Below are 20261 nucleotides of genomic sequence, written 5' to 3' on the forward strand. Positions count from 1 at the left end.
TACCTAGAGAGGGGAACCCATCAGGGTTCCCCTCTTACTACAACATTATCATGCCTTTACGTTATCAATTCGACTATAACGTTTACCATCCGGGCTGACAGAACGGATCAACACATCACCCCTCACTCTTGGGCGTTTATGGTTGTTATAAACTTCCCAGTTACGACCGCCATCAGTCGAATACTGGATTACCAATCCAGGCAGAGCAACATTAGCCCGCAAGATACCCCGTTTTACCTTAGCCCCCGGAACCGGCAGACGATAAGCAATACCTGCTTTATCCAGTTTACTAAGTTCACGTTGCCCTATCAGGTTAGCGAATCGAGTCCAGTCGCGATTAAGCGCATCTATATCGACTTTATACGTTTCTCCACGCTTATATACCTGGCCCGGAACATAATCCAGCTCCCAACCGGCCCGGTGCCATGCCCGTTCTGCCAGCGGTAACAAGCGCGGATAAATCATATATTCCATCTGTTCATCAGTCCGAACCGTTTCACTCCATCCTTGACCTGAAAGCCCATAAGCGCCCGGCCACGGTTTATCACTTTTCGCACGGAATGCATTACCATCACGGTCAATGGAAGTTTCAGCATTTTGAGGTATGTTATTGGGTGCAAAACTAAAGATCTTAGCTTCATCGTTAAAACGAGCCGCCCAATAATAGCCACGCTCCTGTGGATGAACTTCATATGGCATATCCAGATAAATATAATCTGGGCTAGATATCACCACTTCATAGCCCTTATTTGCCCAATCATTGACTGAATCAAAGCCGCCATCGTAGAGAGCGTCCCAGAAATTCACCCCAACGCGTTTGGTGGCAAAATCTTTAGCGCTGCCAACATGTTTAAAACCATCCTGCCACGCCTGCATCCTTTCAATGCCATTAGCATTCACAATTTTGCTCACTTCAATTGCGAAGTCGCTGGCAAGATAATCAATGTCTTTCACAACACCCTGTTCTATCAACTTCTGACAAATCTGAGATTTAGCCCACGGTTTATCTTCCGCATTTTTATCAATAATGCCCTTACCCGGTACGATAGGACCATTTTTATCCTGGAATCCGTCTCCCAAACGGATATTCTTCGCTTCATCTCCCCCGAAATGCCAAGTCTCCAATGGTGAGCCCGCTGCTTTATGCATAGCGGCAATTTCACCAATGACTTTCTCAACAAACCGTTTTGAAGAATCCATACATGGGTTCAAATAACTGCGACGATCATAGAGCTGAACCGATGTTGCTCTGGTGGTATCCGTTGGATCGAGCAAACGATATTCATTCGCCCCTTTCACATTCCCCTGAGCGATTAATTTCTTATAGCGGGCTTCCATAGAAACAACGGCGGCCCGAGCATGGGCTGGCATATCAATTTCAGGAATAACGTCGATATAACGGGCTTTGGCATATTTCAAAATATCAATGTAATCTTGACGGCTGAAATATCCGCTACCCATGTTGTTGTTATCGGGGCCTGAACCCAGTTGTGGTAACAAACATTTAGTTTCACTTAAATCATGACACCGCTGGCTGCCAACTTCCGTCAACTCAGGTAATCCAGGAATTTCCAAACGCCAACCTTCATCATCAGACAGATGAATATGGAATTTATTCAGCTTGTAACTTGCCATTTGGTCAAGCAAACGCAGAACAGCCTGTTTACTGTGGAAATTACGCCCTACATCAAGGAGAACCCCGCGATACTCAAAGCGGGGCGCATCTTTTGCCGTCAAAGTAGCAATCTTCCTATCGCCATCAACAGGAATTAATGACAACAGAGATTGAAGACCGTAAAACACTCCTGATTGGTCAAAAGCAACAATTTGTGCCCCATGTTGGGTAACATTTAGACGGTAAGCCCCTTTAACCTGCAAATCACCAGTAAAATCTGAAGAGACAATCTGGGTCGCAACGAGATAGCCACTATTCTCTAATTTAATGCCTTGATCAGTAAAACGTTTTCTGACAAGAATAACTGCCTCGTCATTTAAACCACCTAATTCCAGTCTCACCCCACCAGATAAATCAGCATCCCCGGTAAAAATCTGAACCTCTTTTGGTGTCGGGATAATTTGCCCACGCAACTTTTTTGATCCAACCTTTTTGACCTGCAAATTCTTCATATAACGATTTTCAGGTGTCATCAAAATATTATTATCTGTCTGTGTGCGTTTCCATTGATCACCGGTGAAAGCAGATAAGAATTGACTTAGATCTTCTGTATCTGTACTAACAAGCACTTTAGGTTTCGCATCACCCGACGTTGCATACCAGCGAGGTAGAAAATCAGTGCTGTAAATCTGCCAGTATTCTCCAATAAACGGCAGTTTTACCTGCTCATTAGCTTTAATACCGGTGAATTTTTCGGTCGGTTCCAGTCTATGTAAATCGCCCGTGATACGCGTGACTTTGAACTGTTCATTATCTACGCTCAGGACTTGGCGAATACTGTGGAAATAAATCGCCCAGTCAACAGAGTCAATCGCCTGATTACCATTGGTTAAAGTAATATCCACTCGATTACATTTAGCCCAGTCAGCCCCCAGCATTGCACAGTTAACGCCGTGATCTCCCGCCTGATTATCAACGACCTTATAATTAACTTTTAATTGACTCAGTGCATCAACCACTTGCTGCGCTGTTTGGTAAGCATACACAGAACCCATAAGTCCAACTGTTGCAGTCAGTGCTGCTAATGTATGCAATTTAAATTTCTTCATTATTACCTCTTTCAAACACAAACGTTATGTAAGGTAAGCCGCTGCTCAGAAGCACTAAGAACAGCAGCAACGAGCCATGAGAAGACAATAAACGGCATGATGACGTTGAATTTAATCGCTTTCTCGTTTTGGAAAAAAATACCAATCTTTACGCCATATGTAACCATAAAATTACTGCCAAAAATGTAAATCGATTTATAAAATAAAAAACATTACATTAAGAAATAAAATTAAAATCATCTAATCAACATCTATGAAGATTATTTTTCGCACCACAAATTATCAATAGTGAAAAAAGGATTTTTTGTAAAACATGACAGAGAACACATTAAAAAGGAACGAGATAAAAGTTATATACCTCATTGATATAAAAATATAAAATAATACAAAAACGAAAGAGTAACAATATAAAAAACATACTGAAAAATAGATTGATTAATACAAATACTTTCCAACTAAAATAGATGTAAAACTATTTACCAATGATAATATTTAAAAAAATAAACTACCAATTGTGATTTGTTTTTCTATTATAGAAAACAGTTAAATAACACGAGTTTAACTGAATAAAAAAATATGATGATTGAGATATAATTAATATATAGAAAATACCGGGATATTACTAATACGATTTTATCCCGGTGAAATCATTATCTGTTTTTAAATACAATCTATAAAACCTACACTTACTTAAATTCAAAGCTCTTCACGAACAGCAAGACCTAAGTTTTGCAACATTGGCGCATTCTCACATGCAATATAGAATACTTCATCAATAGCACCACTATTAACATGTTGATGCCATGCCCATACAGGAACATATATCGCATCACCGGCTTTCCATGAAATATGTTGTTCACCAATGAGTGAATACCCCTCCCCATTAACGATATATATTATGGTTTCATAACTATGTCTGTGTTTACGGGTCGATTGTCCAGGTTGTAACCCTCCCAGAGTCATACTGAGAACTTTACTGGGTAAATTAACCATAGCCACTTTATGGCGCCTTTCATTTGAGAAATTCAAATCTTGACTCACTTCAGAGTTCAATACATTTTCATGAATCAATTGAGTAGGCTTATCTTCAATTAATTCTCCGGGAACTTTACCAAAGTCTCCAGATGAGAAAAACGTTTTTTTCACTATAATTACCTCTAATATTGTAGTTTATTGTAAAATTTGTATTTTCTAACTATCTTGAAATAATACTCAACATATTTTATCTTAGTTATCATTTCTGCCTATCTTCTCTAATTATCCTAGCAATACCATGTCATATGTCCGTGATTTCTGACAAACGCACAAGAAGTGCCATCAAAATTACCGATAAGTTTTTTTTATAATATTAACTGCATCATTCTGCGTAATAACAGTGGTGGTTGAACTATATTATCGTTCTATACACCCAACCACCCTTTCCACAAGCACGCTTTTCTTAATGTGCTAACACCAAACCCCGATAATATTTCGATTGTTCGCTGATTTTTTATATGCGCAACAAATGTATTAGTCAACCATCAATGCTTTGTGATGACCATTATATTAGTCCTATATACCCGTTATCTTTCAAGTTGCCTCTTGAAATCCATAGGGTATAGATATTACCAAAAGGGCTGTTACCTGCCATAAAAACATCCGCCTTAACCATCATATTGTGATCCCTGTTTCATTAGCGTTAATATCTTCATCCCAGAAAATCATCCCTTTACTTACCTACCGATAATTTTATCCAATATTGAACCTATGTTGTCAGGAACCCTATCACCTCTCCAGGCAATATATTGGTCAGGACGCACTAAAAGGAGCCTGGTTTGATATAATTGCCAAGCATCATGACCGGGAAGATCAACAATCTTGACCGGAATTTTACGTTGATATGCCTGAGCTAATAATTCAGATATATCTGGAAAATGAGATCCTACCCGAAGCAAACTAAACCCGGAGCCTAAAATATCGAACAGAGATACCCTAGTGCCAGGAATAGGTGTGAGCCATAAGTGCGGCAATCTCCCTCCGGGTACACTACTTGGTTTATAATTAAGCCAATCATCATCCGGTACCGGATCGCTATTAATAATATGAGGAGAACTATCATATCGGGCACCAAGTTCCACTCCGATAGAAGTAAATTGACAGCGAAAATGACTTAGCTCAGTATTAATCTTTTCACGCGCCAGCTCACCCGCATAATCCGCATCTTCCAAATTTGCAGGCACATATAGTGATGCTGTCTGCCGGGTATAAGAACGAGCAACGGCAGTATTTCTCCATGCAATTGGACGACGCTCGCTTTCATAAGAATCCATTAACGCATCACCTGCCCAACCATTTATAGACGCAACAATTTTCCAAGCTAAATTGCTAGCATCGTCGATCCCCGTATGCATGCCAAAACCACCGGTGGGAGCAAATAAGTGAATAGAATCTCCTGCTAAATATACCCTACCCTCAGAATATTTATCAGCAACGAGAGCAACACCGCCTTTCCATATCGTATTGCCAAGGACTAATACCTCAACATCTGTACCTATTCCTGCCTGCGCTATGCGAACGACTTCCAAATCATCAATAACTTTCCCATCCTTACTCTGGGTCACAAATAAAAAATCATCTTCACCGTCCAGGCAGATAAATAACATATTTTCCCTAGGTGAGACAATATTGTACATCCAGGATTTTTTGTCTCGTAATAATCCTCGGTGAATTCCAGGAACACGGATATAACTGGAAACCATTCCACCCGTTAGAAAACCTGCCTTAGCTTCAACGGTTCCTTCGTAAACTATACCAAGTTTAGATCGTACAAAGCTCTGTCCACCATCACACCCAACCATATATGCCGCTTGCCAGACTTCATCAGCATACTTTCCATCAATATGCTCCGCATAAAGTTTTACTTCGTCTTTATATTGGACAAAATCTTTAACGCGCCAGCCATATCTCATTGTGATATTTGGACGACTCTTTGCATGTTGTAGCAGGAACCTTTCAACATACATTTGATTTACACGTATTATTGGTTCTGGAACGGGATCTGTCGAAGCCGCATTTTCGCGCATAGACATTTTCTCCATTTCCGACGGTAACGTAATCCGTGCAAGCTCCCATCCATTAAACTTGGTAAAATATGATACGTCCAAAGGAAACTCTTTTGGCACGCCTAATGACCGAATAGGCTGAGATATACCTACACGACGAAAATGCTCCATAATACGGGCACTATGGGTACTGCCTTTAGGCTGCCACCGGGTCTCTTCCTCCAAATTAAAAATAACCGAACGAACACCATATAAATCCAAGAATAAAGCTAACATTAGGCCAACAGGTCCACCACCAACAATAGCAACGGGTGATACAGAAATATTTTCTGAAGTCAAAATATACTCTCCTTAATAATGATTAATAGCAATAAATATTTCAGACAAAATATATCAATTAAAAAATTTATATATTTGTGAATTATCTCCTTTTCCGCTCTCCTCATATATACCCTATGGATTTCAAGATGCATCGCGACGGCAAGGGAGTGAATCCCCGGGAGCATAGATAACTATGTGACCGGGGTGAGTGAGTGCAGCCAACAAAGAGGCAACTTGAAAGATAACGGGTATAAAACAAAATAGTTATAGCCATGCTCTATACGTCATTCACTAAACACCGTTTCATTTCTCTGGCGGTTAAGCTCCATAACTCTTTTTCCTGAGTAATTGTGATACTTTCTCACTTCTTTAAGGAAGCGCTTATATGTTATATATTTTGGACCGTCAAACCCATGATAAGTTTCCCTTTTAAAAAAGTCACTTTAAAGAATAAATAAACATTAGAGCTCAAAAAAACAACATCAAAAATTTCAATATTTTTTAATATTTCAAATAAATCTCCATATCCAATAGAAATGAATTCATTTACCTTATATCACACTATACTAAACAAGGTATTTTTTATCGTTTAATTAATATAATAATCTGATAATACCCCTATCATGCTGTCATACAATAATAACTCTTACGCCGTAGCCTAATTACAAAAAAGAGGTATCTAAATTCTTAGTAAAAATACCGGTGGACTGAAAGTGAGTTGGTGGGAACACATCTTTGTAAATGTTAAAGAACCACTCCATACGTTCAAACTCAGAGACATCGGGAGATTCAGCAAGAATCAATCTTTTTACAGCTTCGATAACAATATTTTCATAAAAACCTCCATTCACAATATTTTACCTTCGCCATAATCAACTCTAATTACTGAATATATAATTAACAATTTTTAAAATCCCATCTGGAAGTTCTTTATTTCTTTCATATTTATCGAGAATTTTAGGAGAAATATCCCTTAACTTAGGTTTCAGAACCTTACCTATTGCCCTTGAGGAAATTTGACCAAAGCTATTCACAACAACGACATATTCTCTAATATAGTATTTCTTCTCGGCCTTTTCCAATATTAGCTGAATAATTTGTTGTCCAACAATATTTACATCTATATTTAATTATCCATTCAATAGAATCGATAATTACTAATTTCGTTTTTTATTTTTTACATTATACGAATTCAATCCAATAATTATTACATAATATATGATTACGATAGTTTGTATTACTTATTTTACCCAAAATATATCCATCAACACTTTATGCTGATATCTCATCACCAGAAACCATATCAAGTACTTTTACTGTACATGCCATTATGTACGCAAAGTATCTCAATCACACTCGGATAAAAGCATCGTTACATCTGTATTTATCCTGATATTGTTTTGATATAGCTCATTAAGCATTGCAATGCGAAAACGCACCATTTCTTCACCAACCGCAATAACATCCCCCCTTCGGTAAGGTTTCTCTTCAATCATTCGATCAATAATTTTTCTCATCGCAATCGCATGATCTTCATCCTCTTCAACATGGATTCTAAAGAAATGTAATGCATCATTAGGCGCCTTTATTAATTGCAAAGCGTCTAAAATTGGGCCATAAACCAGAGGTACGATCGCTTCAGCACCTAAACACAGTGCCGCAAGCCCTCTCAGAGAATCATCACTGCGGCAGTGGCGAAACATGGCATCAATCAGTTGTTGAGTACTGTTAAGAATTGGGTCACTTTTAGGAACAGCATTAATAGCCGCCATCGCTTTTTTATATAACTCTGCATGAGATATCTTTGCTGCATCGGTTCCTGTTAGCTCTTCCAACAGATTATGAGAAAGCAGCATAAAATCTTTTTGATCTGCTAAACCTCCCATCAATGAACACAGATAACGGGTGAAATATTGTGAATAGTAATGGTGCTGGATCATAAACTTTCTTAATAAATTCTGCTCCACCTGACCAGAGCGGCAAGCGACCAAAAATACATTCGAATTGAGCTCCTCCAATAACACCTTAGAGAAAACGTCTTCCCATAGTGGAGATAAAAAGTAACCGGTTTCTTCTTTTTTAAGCTCATTTTGAGTATTGATAGTGAGTTCCATAATAAACCCTTTTAGTAACATTCAACCGATGAAATAGATGATATACAAGCTCTTCTCAAGCCAAAAATATTAGTTCTATGTTTATGCAATCCTATCAATCTCTTAACAGAAATTGCTGTAAAGCCGTAGATAAGTTAGTGACCCAACTCAATTCTACTGTGCTGACATTATGTACTGTATTCAAAGGGATAAACGCAGCAACAAGACAAGTAGTCAGGACAAGTGAAATTTTATTTACACTCGATCCCGTATCTATTTTGGTTCTCATGACCATTTCAATTTTCAGCCTTGAATCTGTGTGGTTTCCCGCTATATAGCAGCTAAAGCAAGATAAATTTTATTTCATACTACAGATTCGCTAATAGTGGATAAATAGACCTACAATCACTTCTGAAGTGACTTTCTTGTCACCAATAGCAACTTAAAAAAGCCCAGGAGGCCCAAGTGAATAATCTGAGTGGATTCATAATCTTCATTCATGTCGCCAAAGCTCGTAGCTTTGCAACCGCAGCCAGACAACTCGGACTCTCTCCTTCGTCCGTTAGCAAAAGCATATCCCGGTTAGAAGAGAAATTAGGTGTACGTCTGCTCCAACGCAGCACCCGAAGTGTCAGTTTGACGACTGAAGGCACACTGTTCCTTGAGCGCTGCAAACGTATCCTGGACGAGATTTCCACTGCGGAAAATGAACTATTAAGCTCCATCTCTGCCCCTCAAGGACGCCTGCGAGTGAGTTTGCCATTGCTCAGTAACCTGATGTTACCCGTATTATCTGCTTTTGCGACTTGTTACCCACAGATAGAACTAGAGCTGGATTTTAGTGATCGATTAGTTGATGTTATCGATGAAGGCTTCGATGCCGTGGTTCGCACTGGGGAACTCAACGATTCACGACTGATGAATAAACGTATAGGGTCTAGCCGTTTCGTCTATGTTGGTGCTCCAAGCTACTTTGCACAACATGGCAAGCCAGCACACCCCGGAGAGTTATTACACCACGCCTGCTTGATACATCGTTTTCCCACTACCGGCCTTTTAGAGAAATGGCCGCTGTGCTCAGGAAGATCCGAAATAGACATACATCTTCAGGCAAAGATAACCAGCAATCATGTCGAAACACTGCTACACATGGCGATTCAAGGCCACGGCATAGCCTGTTTGCCTGATTTTACCGTTAAACAAGCATTAGCTAGCGGTACATTGTTAACAATCTTGGATAAGTGGGCGGGTACTTCAAGCACCTTCCGTGTTCTCTGGCCATCTAACCGTTGGGTACTACCTAAAGTCAGAGCTTTTGTCGATTTCATGGCAGATAATTTATTCCCAAAAGAAAAATAAAATATTTATCAATAAATTGATTACATAAGTACTTAAACATGAAAATGCCCATAAATGACGTAATTAATCTCTTTGACTTTATTCTGTAATTCTGACATCTCGTTTATCTATGACTCAATCTTCTCCAGGAATGACAAATTCAGCCATAAAAAAACTGCACCTCAATGCTGGATTAAGTGTCCAACTTGTGAGGTACAGTTTATTATTTCAATTAATCCTGAGAAATTTTTTCCCAGGTATCACGCAGGCCAACGGTACGGTTAAATACCAACTTTTCTGCACTGGAATGACAACTATCAGCACAGAAATAACCTTCACGCTCAAACTGATAAGTTTGCTCTGAATTAGCATCAGCTAAACTTGGCTCAACAAAGCCCTGACGGATCACCAATGACTCTGAGTTAATTGTCGCCAGAAAATCATCCTCTACACCTGGATTCGGCACGCTGAACAGACGATCATACAGACGGAATTCAGCAGAAACCGCATGAACCGCACTGACCCAATGAATAACACCTTTCACTTTCCGGCCATCCGCTGGATCTTTATTCAACGTTTGCTCATCGTAGCTGCAATAGATTGTCGTGATATTATCGTCAGCATCTTTCTCAACGCGCTCCGCTTTAATGATATAAGCGTTACGCAGACGAACTTCTTTACCCAATACCAAACGCTTATATTGACGGTTCGCTTCTTCACGAAAATCTGCCCGGTCAATATAGATCTCACGACTAAATGGCACTTCACGGCTACCCATCTCCGGTTTGTTCGGATGATTAGGCATACTCAAAATCTGCTCCCCTTCTGGCATGTTTTCGATCACTAATCTAACCGGATCAAGAACAGCCATTGCGCGAGGGGCATTTTCATTCAGATCATCACGGATACAAGATTCCAATGCTGCCATTTCCACATTATTAACCTGCTTGGTGACACCAATACGACGACAGAATTCACGAATAGACGCGGCAGTATAACCACGACGACGCAAGCCTGAGATCGTTGGCATGCGTGGGTCATCCCAACCTTCAACAATCTTATCTGCCACCAGCAGATTCAGCTTACGCTTAGACATAACCGTATATTCAAGGTTCAAGCGCGAGAATTCATATTGGCGTGGACGACAGTCAATGGTGATGTTTTCCAGTACCCAGTCGTACAGGCGGCGGTTATCCTGGAACTCCAGCGTGCACAGCGAATGTGTAATACCTTCAAGCGCATCAGAAATACAGTGAGTAAAATCGTACATTGGGTAGATGCACCATTTGTTACCACACTGATGATGTTCTGCAAATTTAATCCGGTACAAAACCGGATCACGCATCACAATAAAAGGGGATGCCATATCAATTTTAGCACGCAGACAAGCTTTACCTTCGTCAAATTCACCGGCACGCATTTTTTCGAACAACACCAAGTTTTCTTCAATATTGCGGTCACGATATGGGCTATTTTTACCCGGTTCTTTTAACGTGCCACGATATTCACGGATCTCTTCCGGACTCAATTCATCAACATAAGCCAGACCTTTGTTGATCAATTCAATAGCATACTGATACAGCGTATCGAAATAATTAGAAGAGTAGCGAATATCGCCGCTCCACTCAAAACCTAACCACTGAACATCATTTTTAATAGAATCGACGTATTCAACATCTTCCTTAACTGGGTTGGTATCATCAAAACGCAGATTACACTGCCCCTGATAGTCCTTTGCAACACCGAAGTTCAAACAGATAGATTTTGCATGACCAATATGCAGATAACCATTGGGTTCAGGCGGGAAACGAGTATGTACCGATGTATGTTTACCAGTTGCCAAATCTTCGTCAATTATCTGACGAATAAAGTTTGTCGGGCGGGCGTCTGCCTCACTCATTGTTTTATACCTCAATAATGCCAAAAACGCGTCACGTAACCGCCTATAATCCAACAAGCAGTGCCGAGAAACAACCGTTTGTTCATGTAAAATGGCGATTCAGTGCAAAGTTGGAGCGAAAAAACGATGACGAGTTTTTAAAAGGGACTGTTTTAATAATTTTTTACTAGAAAATAAGACTGATACCTAGCAACCAGCTAATGGGTCTATGTTTCAACAATATTATATATATCCGTCATCTTTCAAGTTGCCTCTTTGTTGGCTGCGCTCACTCACCCCGGTCACATAGTTATCTATGCTCCCGGGGACTCGCTCCCTTGCCGTCGCGATGCATCTTGAAATCTATAGGGTATATAACAATGAATTACAAAAAATCACTCTTCTATCGAAAAAACACTCAACAGTGACGCATATCGACAATACAGCAAACTTTATTATGAAATAATCAATGAAACTATCACCAATCAATATTTCATTCAACCATAACAAATATTACTGAATAATAACCATCCAATTTTAAAGAATAAATAATTGGCACTATACCTATTAATAATAACTGTTTGATAAAATCAAAATAAGTCTATAATTTAAATTTCTAAATTATCTATTAATTGATGCTTTTACTCTGTAAATATAAAAAAATAATTATATATATCAAATTTATTATCGAAAGACTATTAATGACGCTCTAAATTTAAATTTTACAAAAAAAATAAAAAATAACAATGAGTTAATTTCAAAATCAATTCGATAATTCAGGAATTTCACTACCGGACTTTATCTAAATCACACTGCTATTCTAGTGGGTATTTATTTAAACATAAATTTACAATCAGACCAATAAAATAAACTAAAGCATAATAAAGGGTTACGTCACATACACGCATTTTAATGTTTAAACCACCGTAAATAAACAATAAAATACTTTGCAATTTATTATTAAGGTAATAATATTATTAAGCATCTTAGTAATAAAATTATCCGGGTACAATACGATACACTTAATCAATTCTAATCATTCTAAATATTAAATTAAAAAATTAACATGTAAAAATAACACCAAATAATTTCACGCACTTAATAAAATATCCCAAGGGAAATAAAAATGACGAATATAACATCAGGCAACAAAATAACCCCAGCAGTAATAGTCATTAATGGCAACTACATATCAAATGATTATCGTTCTGGTTTTAAAGTTGGAGCGACATCATTCACACTAAAAGTTGCTGATTATTTTATAAAAAGGGACTTACTTTCTGGCTTTATACCCTATGGATTTCAAGATGCATCGCGACGGCAAGGGAGTGAATCCCCGGGAGCATAGGTAACTATGTGACTGGGGTGAGCGAGTGCAGCCAACAAAGAGGCAACTTGAAAGATAACGGGTATATATTCTACAAAAGAGATGAATCATTAATTTTACCTAAAATAACTGAAGATATAATTGAAGGTATAAAATGTATAAATATCTTTTTTAATTTCTCTATGAAAAGCAAAGATGTAAAAAACATGCTATAAAAATGTATTTCAATATTATCAATTAAAAATGATCAAATAATCCCTGCAATAGTTTATTATCAAACAGATACATTATTATCTTATCATCCTCCCCATATACCTTGTTGTATAACACATCATGGCCCTTTTGTAGAAGACTTTCAACAACACTATTCTCTGGAAGAGACATATGATGCTTTTGAAAATAAAGCTAAAGCCCAACACCTTAATATTCAACAAATGAAAGGCATTGAAACATTAATTAATAAAAAATATTTTATTTTCCAACATTCAAAATTACAAGGCAATTTCTTACTCAAAAAAGGAATAAACCCAGACAATATTAAAAATATTATTCCACCTATTTCCATAGAAGAAATCACTGAATTAAAAATAGAAAATAAATATATTAATGATTTTATCAAAACCAATAAAAATGAATTATTGTTGTTTACTGCGGTCGCCAGATTAGATTATTTTAAAAATATAGATCTATTAATCAATTCAGCAATTATTTTACTAAACAAAGGTATTCCCGTTAAAATTTTCATTGCAGGTGATGAAGAGAGCAAAAATATCAGAAGGAATAAATTAATATCGAGGGTCCCCCCAGATATCAGGAACAATTTTTTATATCACATAAATTATCCCAAACAGAACTATTCAGTATTTTTAATAAAATAAAAAATAAATCTATTTTTGTATGCACATCACGCTATGAAACCCTTGGCATTACACCATTAGAAGCTGCATTAAATGGCGTATGCACAATCGTACCCAACTTAAACTTAATTGAAGCAGCTTCTTATTTTCCTTCAGAATACAAATTTACATATAATATCGATTCTCTTAATGAAAAGATAATATCAATATACGAAAAAGATCTATTTACCTCTAATCAGCAGTTACAATATATAAGCTCTTTAATTTCAAAAGCATGTTTTGAAGATAGTATGGGCAAAGCCTGGGAAGAAGTTTCAATAAGTTATATGGCAAACAAAAACCCCGTTTCTGAGTGTCTCTCATAACGCTTCAACTATTTACCAAATCAATGGGCACATACAGGTGCCCATTTACAAAACTCCTGACAACATCTTCCCGCAATTAAATCATTAAGTTAATTCAGTTAAAAATTTGAACCCGTTTACTACAGATGACTCAATTTATGCAATTTTAAACAATATCGCTACAGTGATCACAATTACTCACTTATGTGTAGCTTTTTATTATTTTTCGACTAAAAATAAGTTGTATTGCTGTTGTTAATAGCGAGCTATTTTTTCAATAAAATTTCCTACAACTAAGGTAAGCATTATGGGTATATTCAATTATTTGCAGCGATTGGGAAAAGCATTAATGCTTCCCATTGCCACGCTTCCCGTAGCCGCGCTTTTGCTACGTTTCGGCCAACCCGACGTATTTAATATTCCTTTCATCGCCAGCGCTGGCGGTGGTATTTTTGAAAACCTCCCTCTGCTATTTGCATTAGGTATCGCGATAGGCTTAGCAAAAGATAATGCTGGCGCTGCCGCGCTGGCCGGTGTCGTCGGTTTTTTAGTACTCACTAAAGCCACGTCAGTCATAGACTCGACTATCAATATGTCTTTTTTCGCAGGTATTATCGCAGGTATTGTTGCCGGTCATTGTTATAACCGTTTTTCAAATACACGTCTGCCAGAGTTTCTTGCTTTCTTCGCAGGTAAGCGATTAGTCCCTATCATGACCGGCATTATTTGTCTGTTCATTGCATGGATATGTGGCTATGTATGGCCATATGTCCAGCACGGTATTGATACTTTCAGCCTTTTAGTATCAAAGAGCGGCATGGCCGGATGGTTTACTTATGGTGTGCTTAACCGCTCTCTCATTCCATTTGGTTTGCACTATATCCTGCATTCTGTTTTCTGGTTTAGTCTGGGTGACTGTCTGAAAATTACTTATGACTTAGCCAGTTCTGTACATAATATCTGCCTGGCTCCAGATGTTGTCCGTTCTCTGACCATCGGCGCAGCGGTTCCAGGTATTGATGGCTCTACTATTACCCAAATAGCCACCGATATGAGCCGCGGCGACTTGAACCGTTTCTTCGCCGGTGATCCACATGCCGGAATCTATATGGCCTGGGCTTATCCCATCTTTATGGGCGGTTTGCCCGGTGCTGCGCTGGCAATGTATCTTGCAGCACCAAAGGAACGTCGTCCTCAGATTGGCGGGATGCTATTATCCGTCGCTTTGACAACATTCTTAACCGGTATCACTGAACCAATAGAATTCTCATTCCTATTCTTGGCTCCAGCTTTATATGTTCTGCATGCAATATTGGCTGGTGTTAGCATGGTTATCGTCAATTCATTGGGTATTCTGCATGGCTTTGGATTCTCTGCCGGATTAATTGACCTTGTATTGAGCTGGGGTCTGGCAACCAAGCCGTGGTTGTTAATCCCATTAATCGCCTTGTTCTTTATGCTGTATTTTGTTTGCTTCACCCTCATGATTCGTATTTTCAACTTACGTACGCCAGGCCGCGAAATTGGAGAAACAACTCAAGCGACTTCCGCCTCCCAAGACAACGAAACAATTCAACATTACATTACCGCTCTTGGTGGTGCACAAAATATTCATACCGTAGATGCCTGTATTACCCGTCTTCGCTTGACCGTTGAAGACAACACACAATTGGATGAACACCGGTTAAAACAATTAGGTGCAAAAGGCGTCCTGAAAATAGGTAAACAGAGTGTTCAAGTGGTATTGGGACCCCAGGCAGAAAGTATTGCCGGGCAGATACGTACTCAACTACCCTCAGATAGACCAGACAAAAGGTCGCCAAATAAAAGATCGTAGTTAAAGACACCTCGAACTTAAAAGGGAACTCATCTCTCGTTCCCTTTTATTTTTCTTGCAAAAATAAGATGACTTAATAAGTGACAAAAACAGTAAAATCTATCATTTCTTCTATTAATTTTCTGGCTATTTTTTGCATCTTATTTTAAGATGAAAAATATCTTTGAAGTACAGCATATCTCTGCTTATAAAAATGATTTAATATTCACGCGATAAAAAGATTAGTTAATCAACTAATTTATCCAACTGCTATAATTTCTTGTTTTAAGAGGCAATTATGAGGCTGATCCCCCTAGCGAATGCAAGTGACGTTGGTAAATGGTCCGCACACTATATCGTTAGCAAAATCAATACATTTAACCCCACCGCCGAGCACCCTTTTATTTTGGGGTTGCCAACTGGCAGTACACCACTGGCAACTTATAACGAATTAATTGCTCTACATAAAGCAGGGAAAGTCAGCTTTAGACATGTCGTGACATTCAATATGGATGAATATGTCGGTATCGCCGAAAATCATCCACAAAGCTATCACCATTTTATGCACCAAAATTTCCTTGATCATATTGATATTCCAAAGGAAAATATCAACCTGCTCAATGGTAATGCTTCTGATGTCGAAACAGAATGTCAACGTTATGAAGACAAAATTAAATCTTACGGTCAGATTCATCTATTTATGGGGGGAGTCGGTAATGACGGTCATATTGCTTTCAATGAACCCGCATCATCCCTGACTTCCCGTACACGCATTAAAACACTTACCGTAGAAACCCGCACGGCTAACTCCCGCTTCTTCGATAATGATATTAATCAGGTGCCTAAATACGCCCTGACCGTAGGTGTAGGCACGTTAATGGATGCAGAAGAAATTATGATCCTTGCAACGGGTCTAAATAAGGCCCAAGCCATTCAGGCGGCAATTGAAGGCAATGTTAACCATATGTGGACAATAAGCTGTCTGCAAATGCATCCTAAATCCATCATTGTCTGTGACGAACCGGCAACAATGGAATTGAAGGTAAAAACAGTCAAATACTTCCATCAACTGGAAGCAGATATTATCAACGAATTCGCCAGCAAAAAATAAGAATCTACGCAGCCTGATGCCTCTCTCAGGCTGATTACCGTCATTATCTTCAATCATCATCTCCCGATCCCATAGGAGGCTAAGATGTATGCTTTAACCAACTGCATTATATATACCGGTCACAACAGACTAGATGAGCATGCCGTTATAATTGCAGACGGCTTAATCAACAGTGTTTGCTCAATACAAAATTTGCCAAAAGATATTGTCACACGCGATATGAATGGTGCAATACTTTGCCCCGGCTTTATTGATTTGCAAGTTAATGGCTGTGGTGGTGTTCAGTTCAACGATCAGTTGGAAAACATCTCAGAAAAAACACTGAATATCATGCAAAGAACCAATGAACGCTCTGGCTGCACCAGCTATTTGCCAACTCTGATTACCAGCACAGACGAATTGATGATGGCCTCTGTTGAGGTAATGCGCACTTATCTTAAACATAATCAGCATCAGGCCTTAGGTTTGCATCTGGAAGGACCTTATCTCAACCCAGCAAAGAAAGGCACTCATAATCCAGAGCTTATCCGTAAGCCTACATCTGAAATGATAAATTTCCTGTGCGATAACGCTGATGTCATCACTAAGTTGACCCTCGCACCGGAAATGGTTGAGCAAAAATATATTCAGCAGTTGGTAGAAGCCGGTATTGTTGTTTCTGCCGGCCATTCAAATGCCAGTTATGAAGAGGCCCAACAGGGATTCCAAAACGGAATTACTATCTCAACCCACCTTTATAATGCCATGCCTGCTATTTCGGGACGCCAACCCGGCTTGATTGGCGCTATCTTTGATACACCTGAAATCTATGCTGGAATCATCGCTGATGGTTTGCACGTTTCATGGCCAAATATTCGTAATACTAAGCGTTTGAAAAATGATAAATTAATTTTGGTAACGGATGCGACGGTCCCAGCAGGACTTGATCCTGCCATCAGTAAAATGGAACATTTCACCTTTGCGGGTAAGGTCATATACTATCGCAACGGATTATGTGTTGACCAAAACGGCGTTCTAAGTGGCTCCTCTCTCACTATGATAGATGCTGTTAAAAATAGCGTTGAACATGTTGGTATTGCACTGGATGAAGCACTGAGGATGGCAACTCTTTACCCTGCCCGCGCAATTGGTGTCGATAAATATCTTGGCACTGTTGAAACCGGGAAAATCGCTAACCTCATTGTTTTCAGTCACGACTTTGAAATTCGCAAGACCATCGTTAACGGAAAAGAAACTGAACTTTGACGGACTAAATAGCTGATGAGTTATAACAACACACAAAAACAAATTGGTAATATTGACCTTGTAAAGCAACTTAACGGAGCCGTGGTATATCGGCTGATTGATCAACAAGGACCAATCTCTCGCATTCAAATTGCTGAACAAAGTCAACTTGCGCCAGCTAGTGTGACTAAAATTACTCGCCAGTTACTTGAACGCGGCTTGATTAAAGAAGTCGATCAACAAGCCTCTACCGGAGGCCGCCGCGCCATTTCCATCGTTACAGAAAATCGTCACTTCCATACTGTTGGTGTCCGCCTTGGCCGCCATGATGCTACTCTTGCTCTTTATGATATGAGTGGCAAGGCATTGGTTGAAGAACATTATCCACTGCCTGAAGCGACTCAGCAAAAAATTGAAAACCAGCTTATCAACGCAATAGAAAATTTTATCCTGCAAAATCAACACAGAATCTGTGAACTGATCGCCATTTCAGTTATCCTGCCCGGATTAGTTGACCCAGATACCGGCATCATCCGTTATATGCCTCATATCAAAGTAACCAACTGGACTCTGGTCGATAACCTGAAAAAACATTTCAACATTAGCTGTTTTGTTGGTCATGATATCCGCAGCTTGGCATTGGCTGAACACTATTTCGGCGCCACCCGTGATTGTGAAGACTCGATACTGGTACGTATCCATCGGGGTACCGGTGCCGGGGTGATTATCAATAGCCAGATACTGCTCAATAATAGAGGAAACTTAGGTGAAATTGGTCATATTCAAATTGATCCACTCGGTGAACGTTGTCACTGTGGCAATTTTGGCTGCCTGGAAACTATCGCCGCTAACTCAGCGATAGAAGCACGAGTTCAGCATCAATTAAAGCAAGGTTTTCCAAGCCAGCTAACATTAAATAACTGCAATATCAGAGCTATCTGCCAAGCCGCTAATCAAAATGATCCATTAGCATCTGAGGTAATAAAAAGTGTCGGCCATTACCTCGGCAAAACTATCTCTATCGCGATTAATTTATTTAATCCACAGAAAGTTGTTCTGGCGGGAGAAATTACTGAAGCTCAGAAAGTACTCTTACCCGCTATTCAAAGTTGTATCAACTCTCAGGTCCTGAAAGAATTTCGTCAAGATCTGCCGATCGTTATTTCTGAATTAGTCCACTGCTCTGCTATTGGCGCCTTCGCTCTGACTAAACGTGCTATGCTTAATGGCGTTCTGTTACAACACTTACTCGAAGGGTAATGTTATTTTTTGTTGATTTTGTCATCAAAATGCTTATATGCCAAACAAACAAGCGACTTTAAACAGATTTCGAGAAAAAAGCAGTTGACGCATTTAGCTGATATACGCATAATGCGCCCCGCAACGCCGATGAAGGTAATGCAAAAAAGATGGCTACGTAGCTCAGCTGGTTAGAGCACAGCACTCATAATGCTGGGGTCACAGGTTCGATTCCCGTCGTAGCCACCATCTTTGCGGGAGTGGCGAAATTGGTAGACGCACCAGATTTAGGTTCTGGCGCCGCAAGGTGTGCGAGTTCAAGTCTCGCCTCCCGCACCATTCATTCATCGAGTTGTCGTTACTCAGATGGGGTATCGCCAAGCGGTAAGGCACCAGGTTTTGATCCTGGCATACCCAGGTTCGAATCCTGGTACCCCAGCCATAGTTCTGATAACACAATTCTGACAACATGTTGTACAGTGACCACTTTCAGTTGGGGTATCGCCAAGCGGTAAGGCACCAGGTTTTGATCCTGGCATACCCAGGTTCGAATCCTGGTACCCCAGCCATTGACTGGATGTCGTTCACTGGTATTTTTAATAAATTTTCTCACATCAAAAAAGGCTACGTAGCTCAGCTGGTTAGAGCACAGCACTCATAATGCTGGGGTCACAGGTTCGATTCCCGTCGTAGCCACCATTTATTGGGGTATCGCCAAGCGGTAAGGCACCGGATTCTGATTCCGGCATTCCCAGGTTCGAATCCTGGTACCCCAGCCATATTTATCAATATGTTACGTGAAATGACGTGTTGAAAAAATATACAGAAAGAATAGAAAAAGAATATACAGGTAGAATATCTTTTGATGTACAAGCGTGATTTTTTACTTTCCAGCCCACCCTATCTTTTCCTTCTGGTTTGCCAATTGCTGCCTATTAAAGAAAAAA

General features: G+C 39.4%; 14 protein-coding genes and 6 tRNA genes. 14 read left to right on the forward strand and 6 right to left on the reverse strand.

The window, feature by feature from the left end; all coding sequences use genetic code 11:
• Positions 1 to 48: 48 nt before the first annotated feature.
• The 5 genes from LG003_RS10080 to LG003_RS10100 all read right to left on the reverse strand — a co-directional run bounded on the left by LG003_RS10080 (position 49) and on the right by LG003_RS10100 (position 8200).
• The gene (locus LG003_RS10080) at positions 49 to 2724 is read right to left on the reverse strand and encodes a beta-N-acetylhexosaminidase (protein ID WP_262980659.1); all 2676 of its coding nucleotides are present in this window, start codon (positions 2722 to 2724) and stop codon (positions 49 to 51) included.
• Between the two features lie 696 nt (positions 2725 to 3420).
• Positions 3421 to 3870, reverse strand: a complete 450-nt coding sequence (locus LG003_RS10085; protein WP_112878097.1) for a cupin domain-containing protein — start codon at positions 3868 to 3870, stop codon at positions 3421 to 3423.
• A 566-nt stretch (positions 3871 to 4436) separates the two neighbouring features.
• Positions 4437 to 6104: an FAD-dependent oxidoreductase gene (locus LG003_RS10090; RefSeq protein ID WP_262980660.1), complete on the reverse strand. Its 1668-nt coding sequence runs from the start codon at positions 6102 to 6104 to the stop codon at positions 4437 to 4439.
• A 644-nt stretch (positions 6105 to 6748) separates the two neighbouring features.
• Positions 6749 to 6937, reverse strand: a complete 189-nt coding sequence (locus LG003_RS10095; protein ID WP_112878095.1) for a hypothetical protein — start codon at positions 6935 to 6937, stop codon at positions 6749 to 6751.
• Positions 6938 to 7432: 495 nt separating this feature from the next.
• A complete protein-coding gene (locus LG003_RS10100) occupies positions 7433 to 8200 on the reverse strand; it encodes a TenA family transcriptional regulator (RefSeq protein WP_158537776.1) in 768 nt (255 codons plus the stop codon).
• A 444-nt stretch (positions 8201 to 8644) separates the two neighbouring features.
• Between LG003_RS10100 and LG003_RS10105 the strand changes: the two genes are divergently transcribed.
• The gene (locus tag LG003_RS10105) at positions 8645 to 9538 is read left to right on the forward strand and encodes a LysR family transcriptional regulator (protein ID WP_112878093.1); all 894 of its coding nucleotides are present in this window, start codon (positions 8645 to 8647) and stop codon (positions 9536 to 9538) included.
• 211 nt (positions 9539 to 9749) lie between these two features.
• Here LG003_RS10105 and glnS read toward each other — a convergent pair whose 3' ends face one another.
• The gene (glnS, locus tag LG003_RS10110) at positions 9750 to 11417 is read right to left on the reverse strand and encodes a glutamine--tRNA ligase (protein ID WP_262980661.1); all 1668 of its coding nucleotides are present in this window, start codon (positions 11415 to 11417) and stop codon (positions 9750 to 9752) included.
• A 1105-nt stretch (positions 11418 to 12522) separates the two neighbouring features.
• On the opposite strand from glnS, the gene LG003_RS10115 reads away from it, so the two are divergent.
• The 13 genes from LG003_RS10115 to LG003_RS10170 all read left to right on the forward strand — a co-directional run bounded on the left by LG003_RS10115 (position 12523) and on the right by LG003_RS10170 (position 20093).
• The gene (locus LG003_RS10115) at positions 12523 to 12744 is read left to right on the forward strand and encodes a hypothetical protein (protein WP_192881022.1); all 222 of its coding nucleotides are present in this window, start codon (positions 12523 to 12525) and stop codon (positions 12742 to 12744) included.
• A 413-nt stretch (positions 12745 to 13157) separates the two neighbouring features.
• A complete protein-coding gene (locus LG003_RS10120) occupies positions 13158 to 13601 on the forward strand; it encodes a hypothetical protein (protein ID WP_262980662.1) in 444 nt (147 codons plus the stop codon).
• Complete coding sequence (locus tag LG003_RS23430; protein ID WP_387689716.1) at positions 13598 to 13945, forward strand: glycosyltransferase; 348 nt, start codon at positions 13598 to 13600, stop codon at positions 13943 to 13945. Before LG003_RS10120 ends, LG003_RS23430 begins: the two co-directional genes overlap by 4 nt.
• 286 nt (positions 13946 to 14231) lie before the next feature.
• Positions 14232 to 15761: an N-acetylglucosamine-specific PTS transporter subunit IIBC gene (gene nagE / locus LG003_RS10125; protein WP_162119966.1), complete on the forward strand. Its 1530-nt coding sequence runs from the start codon at positions 14232 to 14234 to the stop codon at positions 15759 to 15761.
• Between the two features lie 277 nt (positions 15762 to 16038).
• The gene (nagB, locus tag LG003_RS10130; protein ID WP_262980663.1) at positions 16039 to 16851 is read left to right on the forward strand and encodes a glucosamine-6-phosphate deaminase; all 813 of its coding nucleotides are present in this window, start codon (positions 16039 to 16041) and stop codon (positions 16849 to 16851) included.
• Between the two features lie 84 nt (positions 16852 to 16935).
• Entirely contained in the window at positions 16936 to 18096 is a 1161-nt protein-coding gene (gene nagA / locus LG003_RS10135) for an N-acetylglucosamine-6-phosphate deacetylase (RefSeq protein ID WP_112878088.1), read from the forward strand.
• Between the two features lie 15 nt (positions 18097 to 18111).
• Positions 18112 to 19335, forward strand: coding sequence for a DNA-binding transcriptional regulator NagC (gene nagC / locus LG003_RS10140; RefSeq protein WP_262980664.1), 1224 nt, complete (start codon positions 18112 to 18114; stop codon positions 19333 to 19335).
• 151 nt (positions 19336 to 19486) lie between these two features.
• Positions 19487 to 19563 (forward strand) — tRNA-Met (locus LG003_RS10145).
• 5 nt (positions 19564 to 19568) lie between these two features.
• Positions 19569 to 19653, forward strand: a tRNA-Leu gene (locus tag LG003_RS10150).
• Positions 19654 to 19681: 28 nt separating this feature from the next.
• Positions 19682 to 19756 (forward strand) — tRNA-Gln (locus tag LG003_RS10155).
• 52 nt (positions 19757 to 19808) lie between these two features.
• Positions 19809 to 19883: transfer RNA gene (locus LG003_RS10160), tRNA-Gln, on the forward strand.
• 53 nt (positions 19884 to 19936) lie between these two features.
• Positions 19937 to 20013: transfer RNA gene (locus LG003_RS10165), tRNA-Met, on the forward strand.
• A gap of 5 nt (positions 20014 to 20018) precedes the next feature.
• A tRNA-Gln gene (locus LG003_RS10170) sits at positions 20019 to 20093 on the forward strand.
• Positions 20094 to 20261: the final 168 nt, after the last annotated feature.

Source organism: Photorhabdus kleinii (genome assembly GCF_025384885.1).
Taxonomy (GTDB): Bacteria; Pseudomonadota; Gammaproteobacteria; order Enterobacterales; family Enterobacteriaceae; genus Photorhabdus; species Photorhabdus kayaii.

Excerpts from the sequence above, each read along its gene's own strand:
- nagB (WP_262980663.1), top strand. The coding sequence starts at position 16,039 with ATGAGGCTGATCCCCCTAGCGAATGCAAGTGACGTTGGTAAATGGTCC.
- nagE (WP_162119966.1), top strand. The coding sequence starts at position 14,232 with ATGGGTATATTCAATTATTTGCAGCGATTGGGAAAAGCATTAATGCTT.
- glnS (WP_262980661.1), bottom strand. The coding sequence starts at position 11,417 with ATGAGTGAGGCAGACGCCCGCCCGACAAACTTTATTCGTCAGATAATT.
- nagC (WP_262980664.1), top strand. The coding sequence starts at position 18,112 with ATGAGTTATAACAACACACAAAAACAAATTGGTAATATTGACCTTGTA.
- LG003_RS10115 (WP_192881022.1), top strand. The coding sequence starts at position 12,523 with ATGACGAATATAACATCAGGCAACAAAATAACCCCAGCAGTAATAGTC.
- nagA (WP_112878088.1), top strand. The coding sequence starts at position 16,936 with ATGTATGCTTTAACCAACTGCATTATATATACCGGTCACAACAGACTA.
- LG003_RS10080 (WP_262980659.1), bottom strand. The coding sequence starts at position 2,724 with ATGAAGAAATTTAAATTGCATACATTAGCAGCACTGACTGCAACAGTT.
- LG003_RS10100 (WP_158537776.1), bottom strand. The coding sequence starts at position 8,200 with ATGGAACTCACTATCAATACTCAAAATGAGCTTAAAAAAGAAGAAACC.
- LG003_RS10120 (WP_262980662.1), top strand. The coding sequence starts at position 13,158 with ATGAAAGGCATTGAAACATTAATTAATAAAAAATATTTTATTTTCCAA.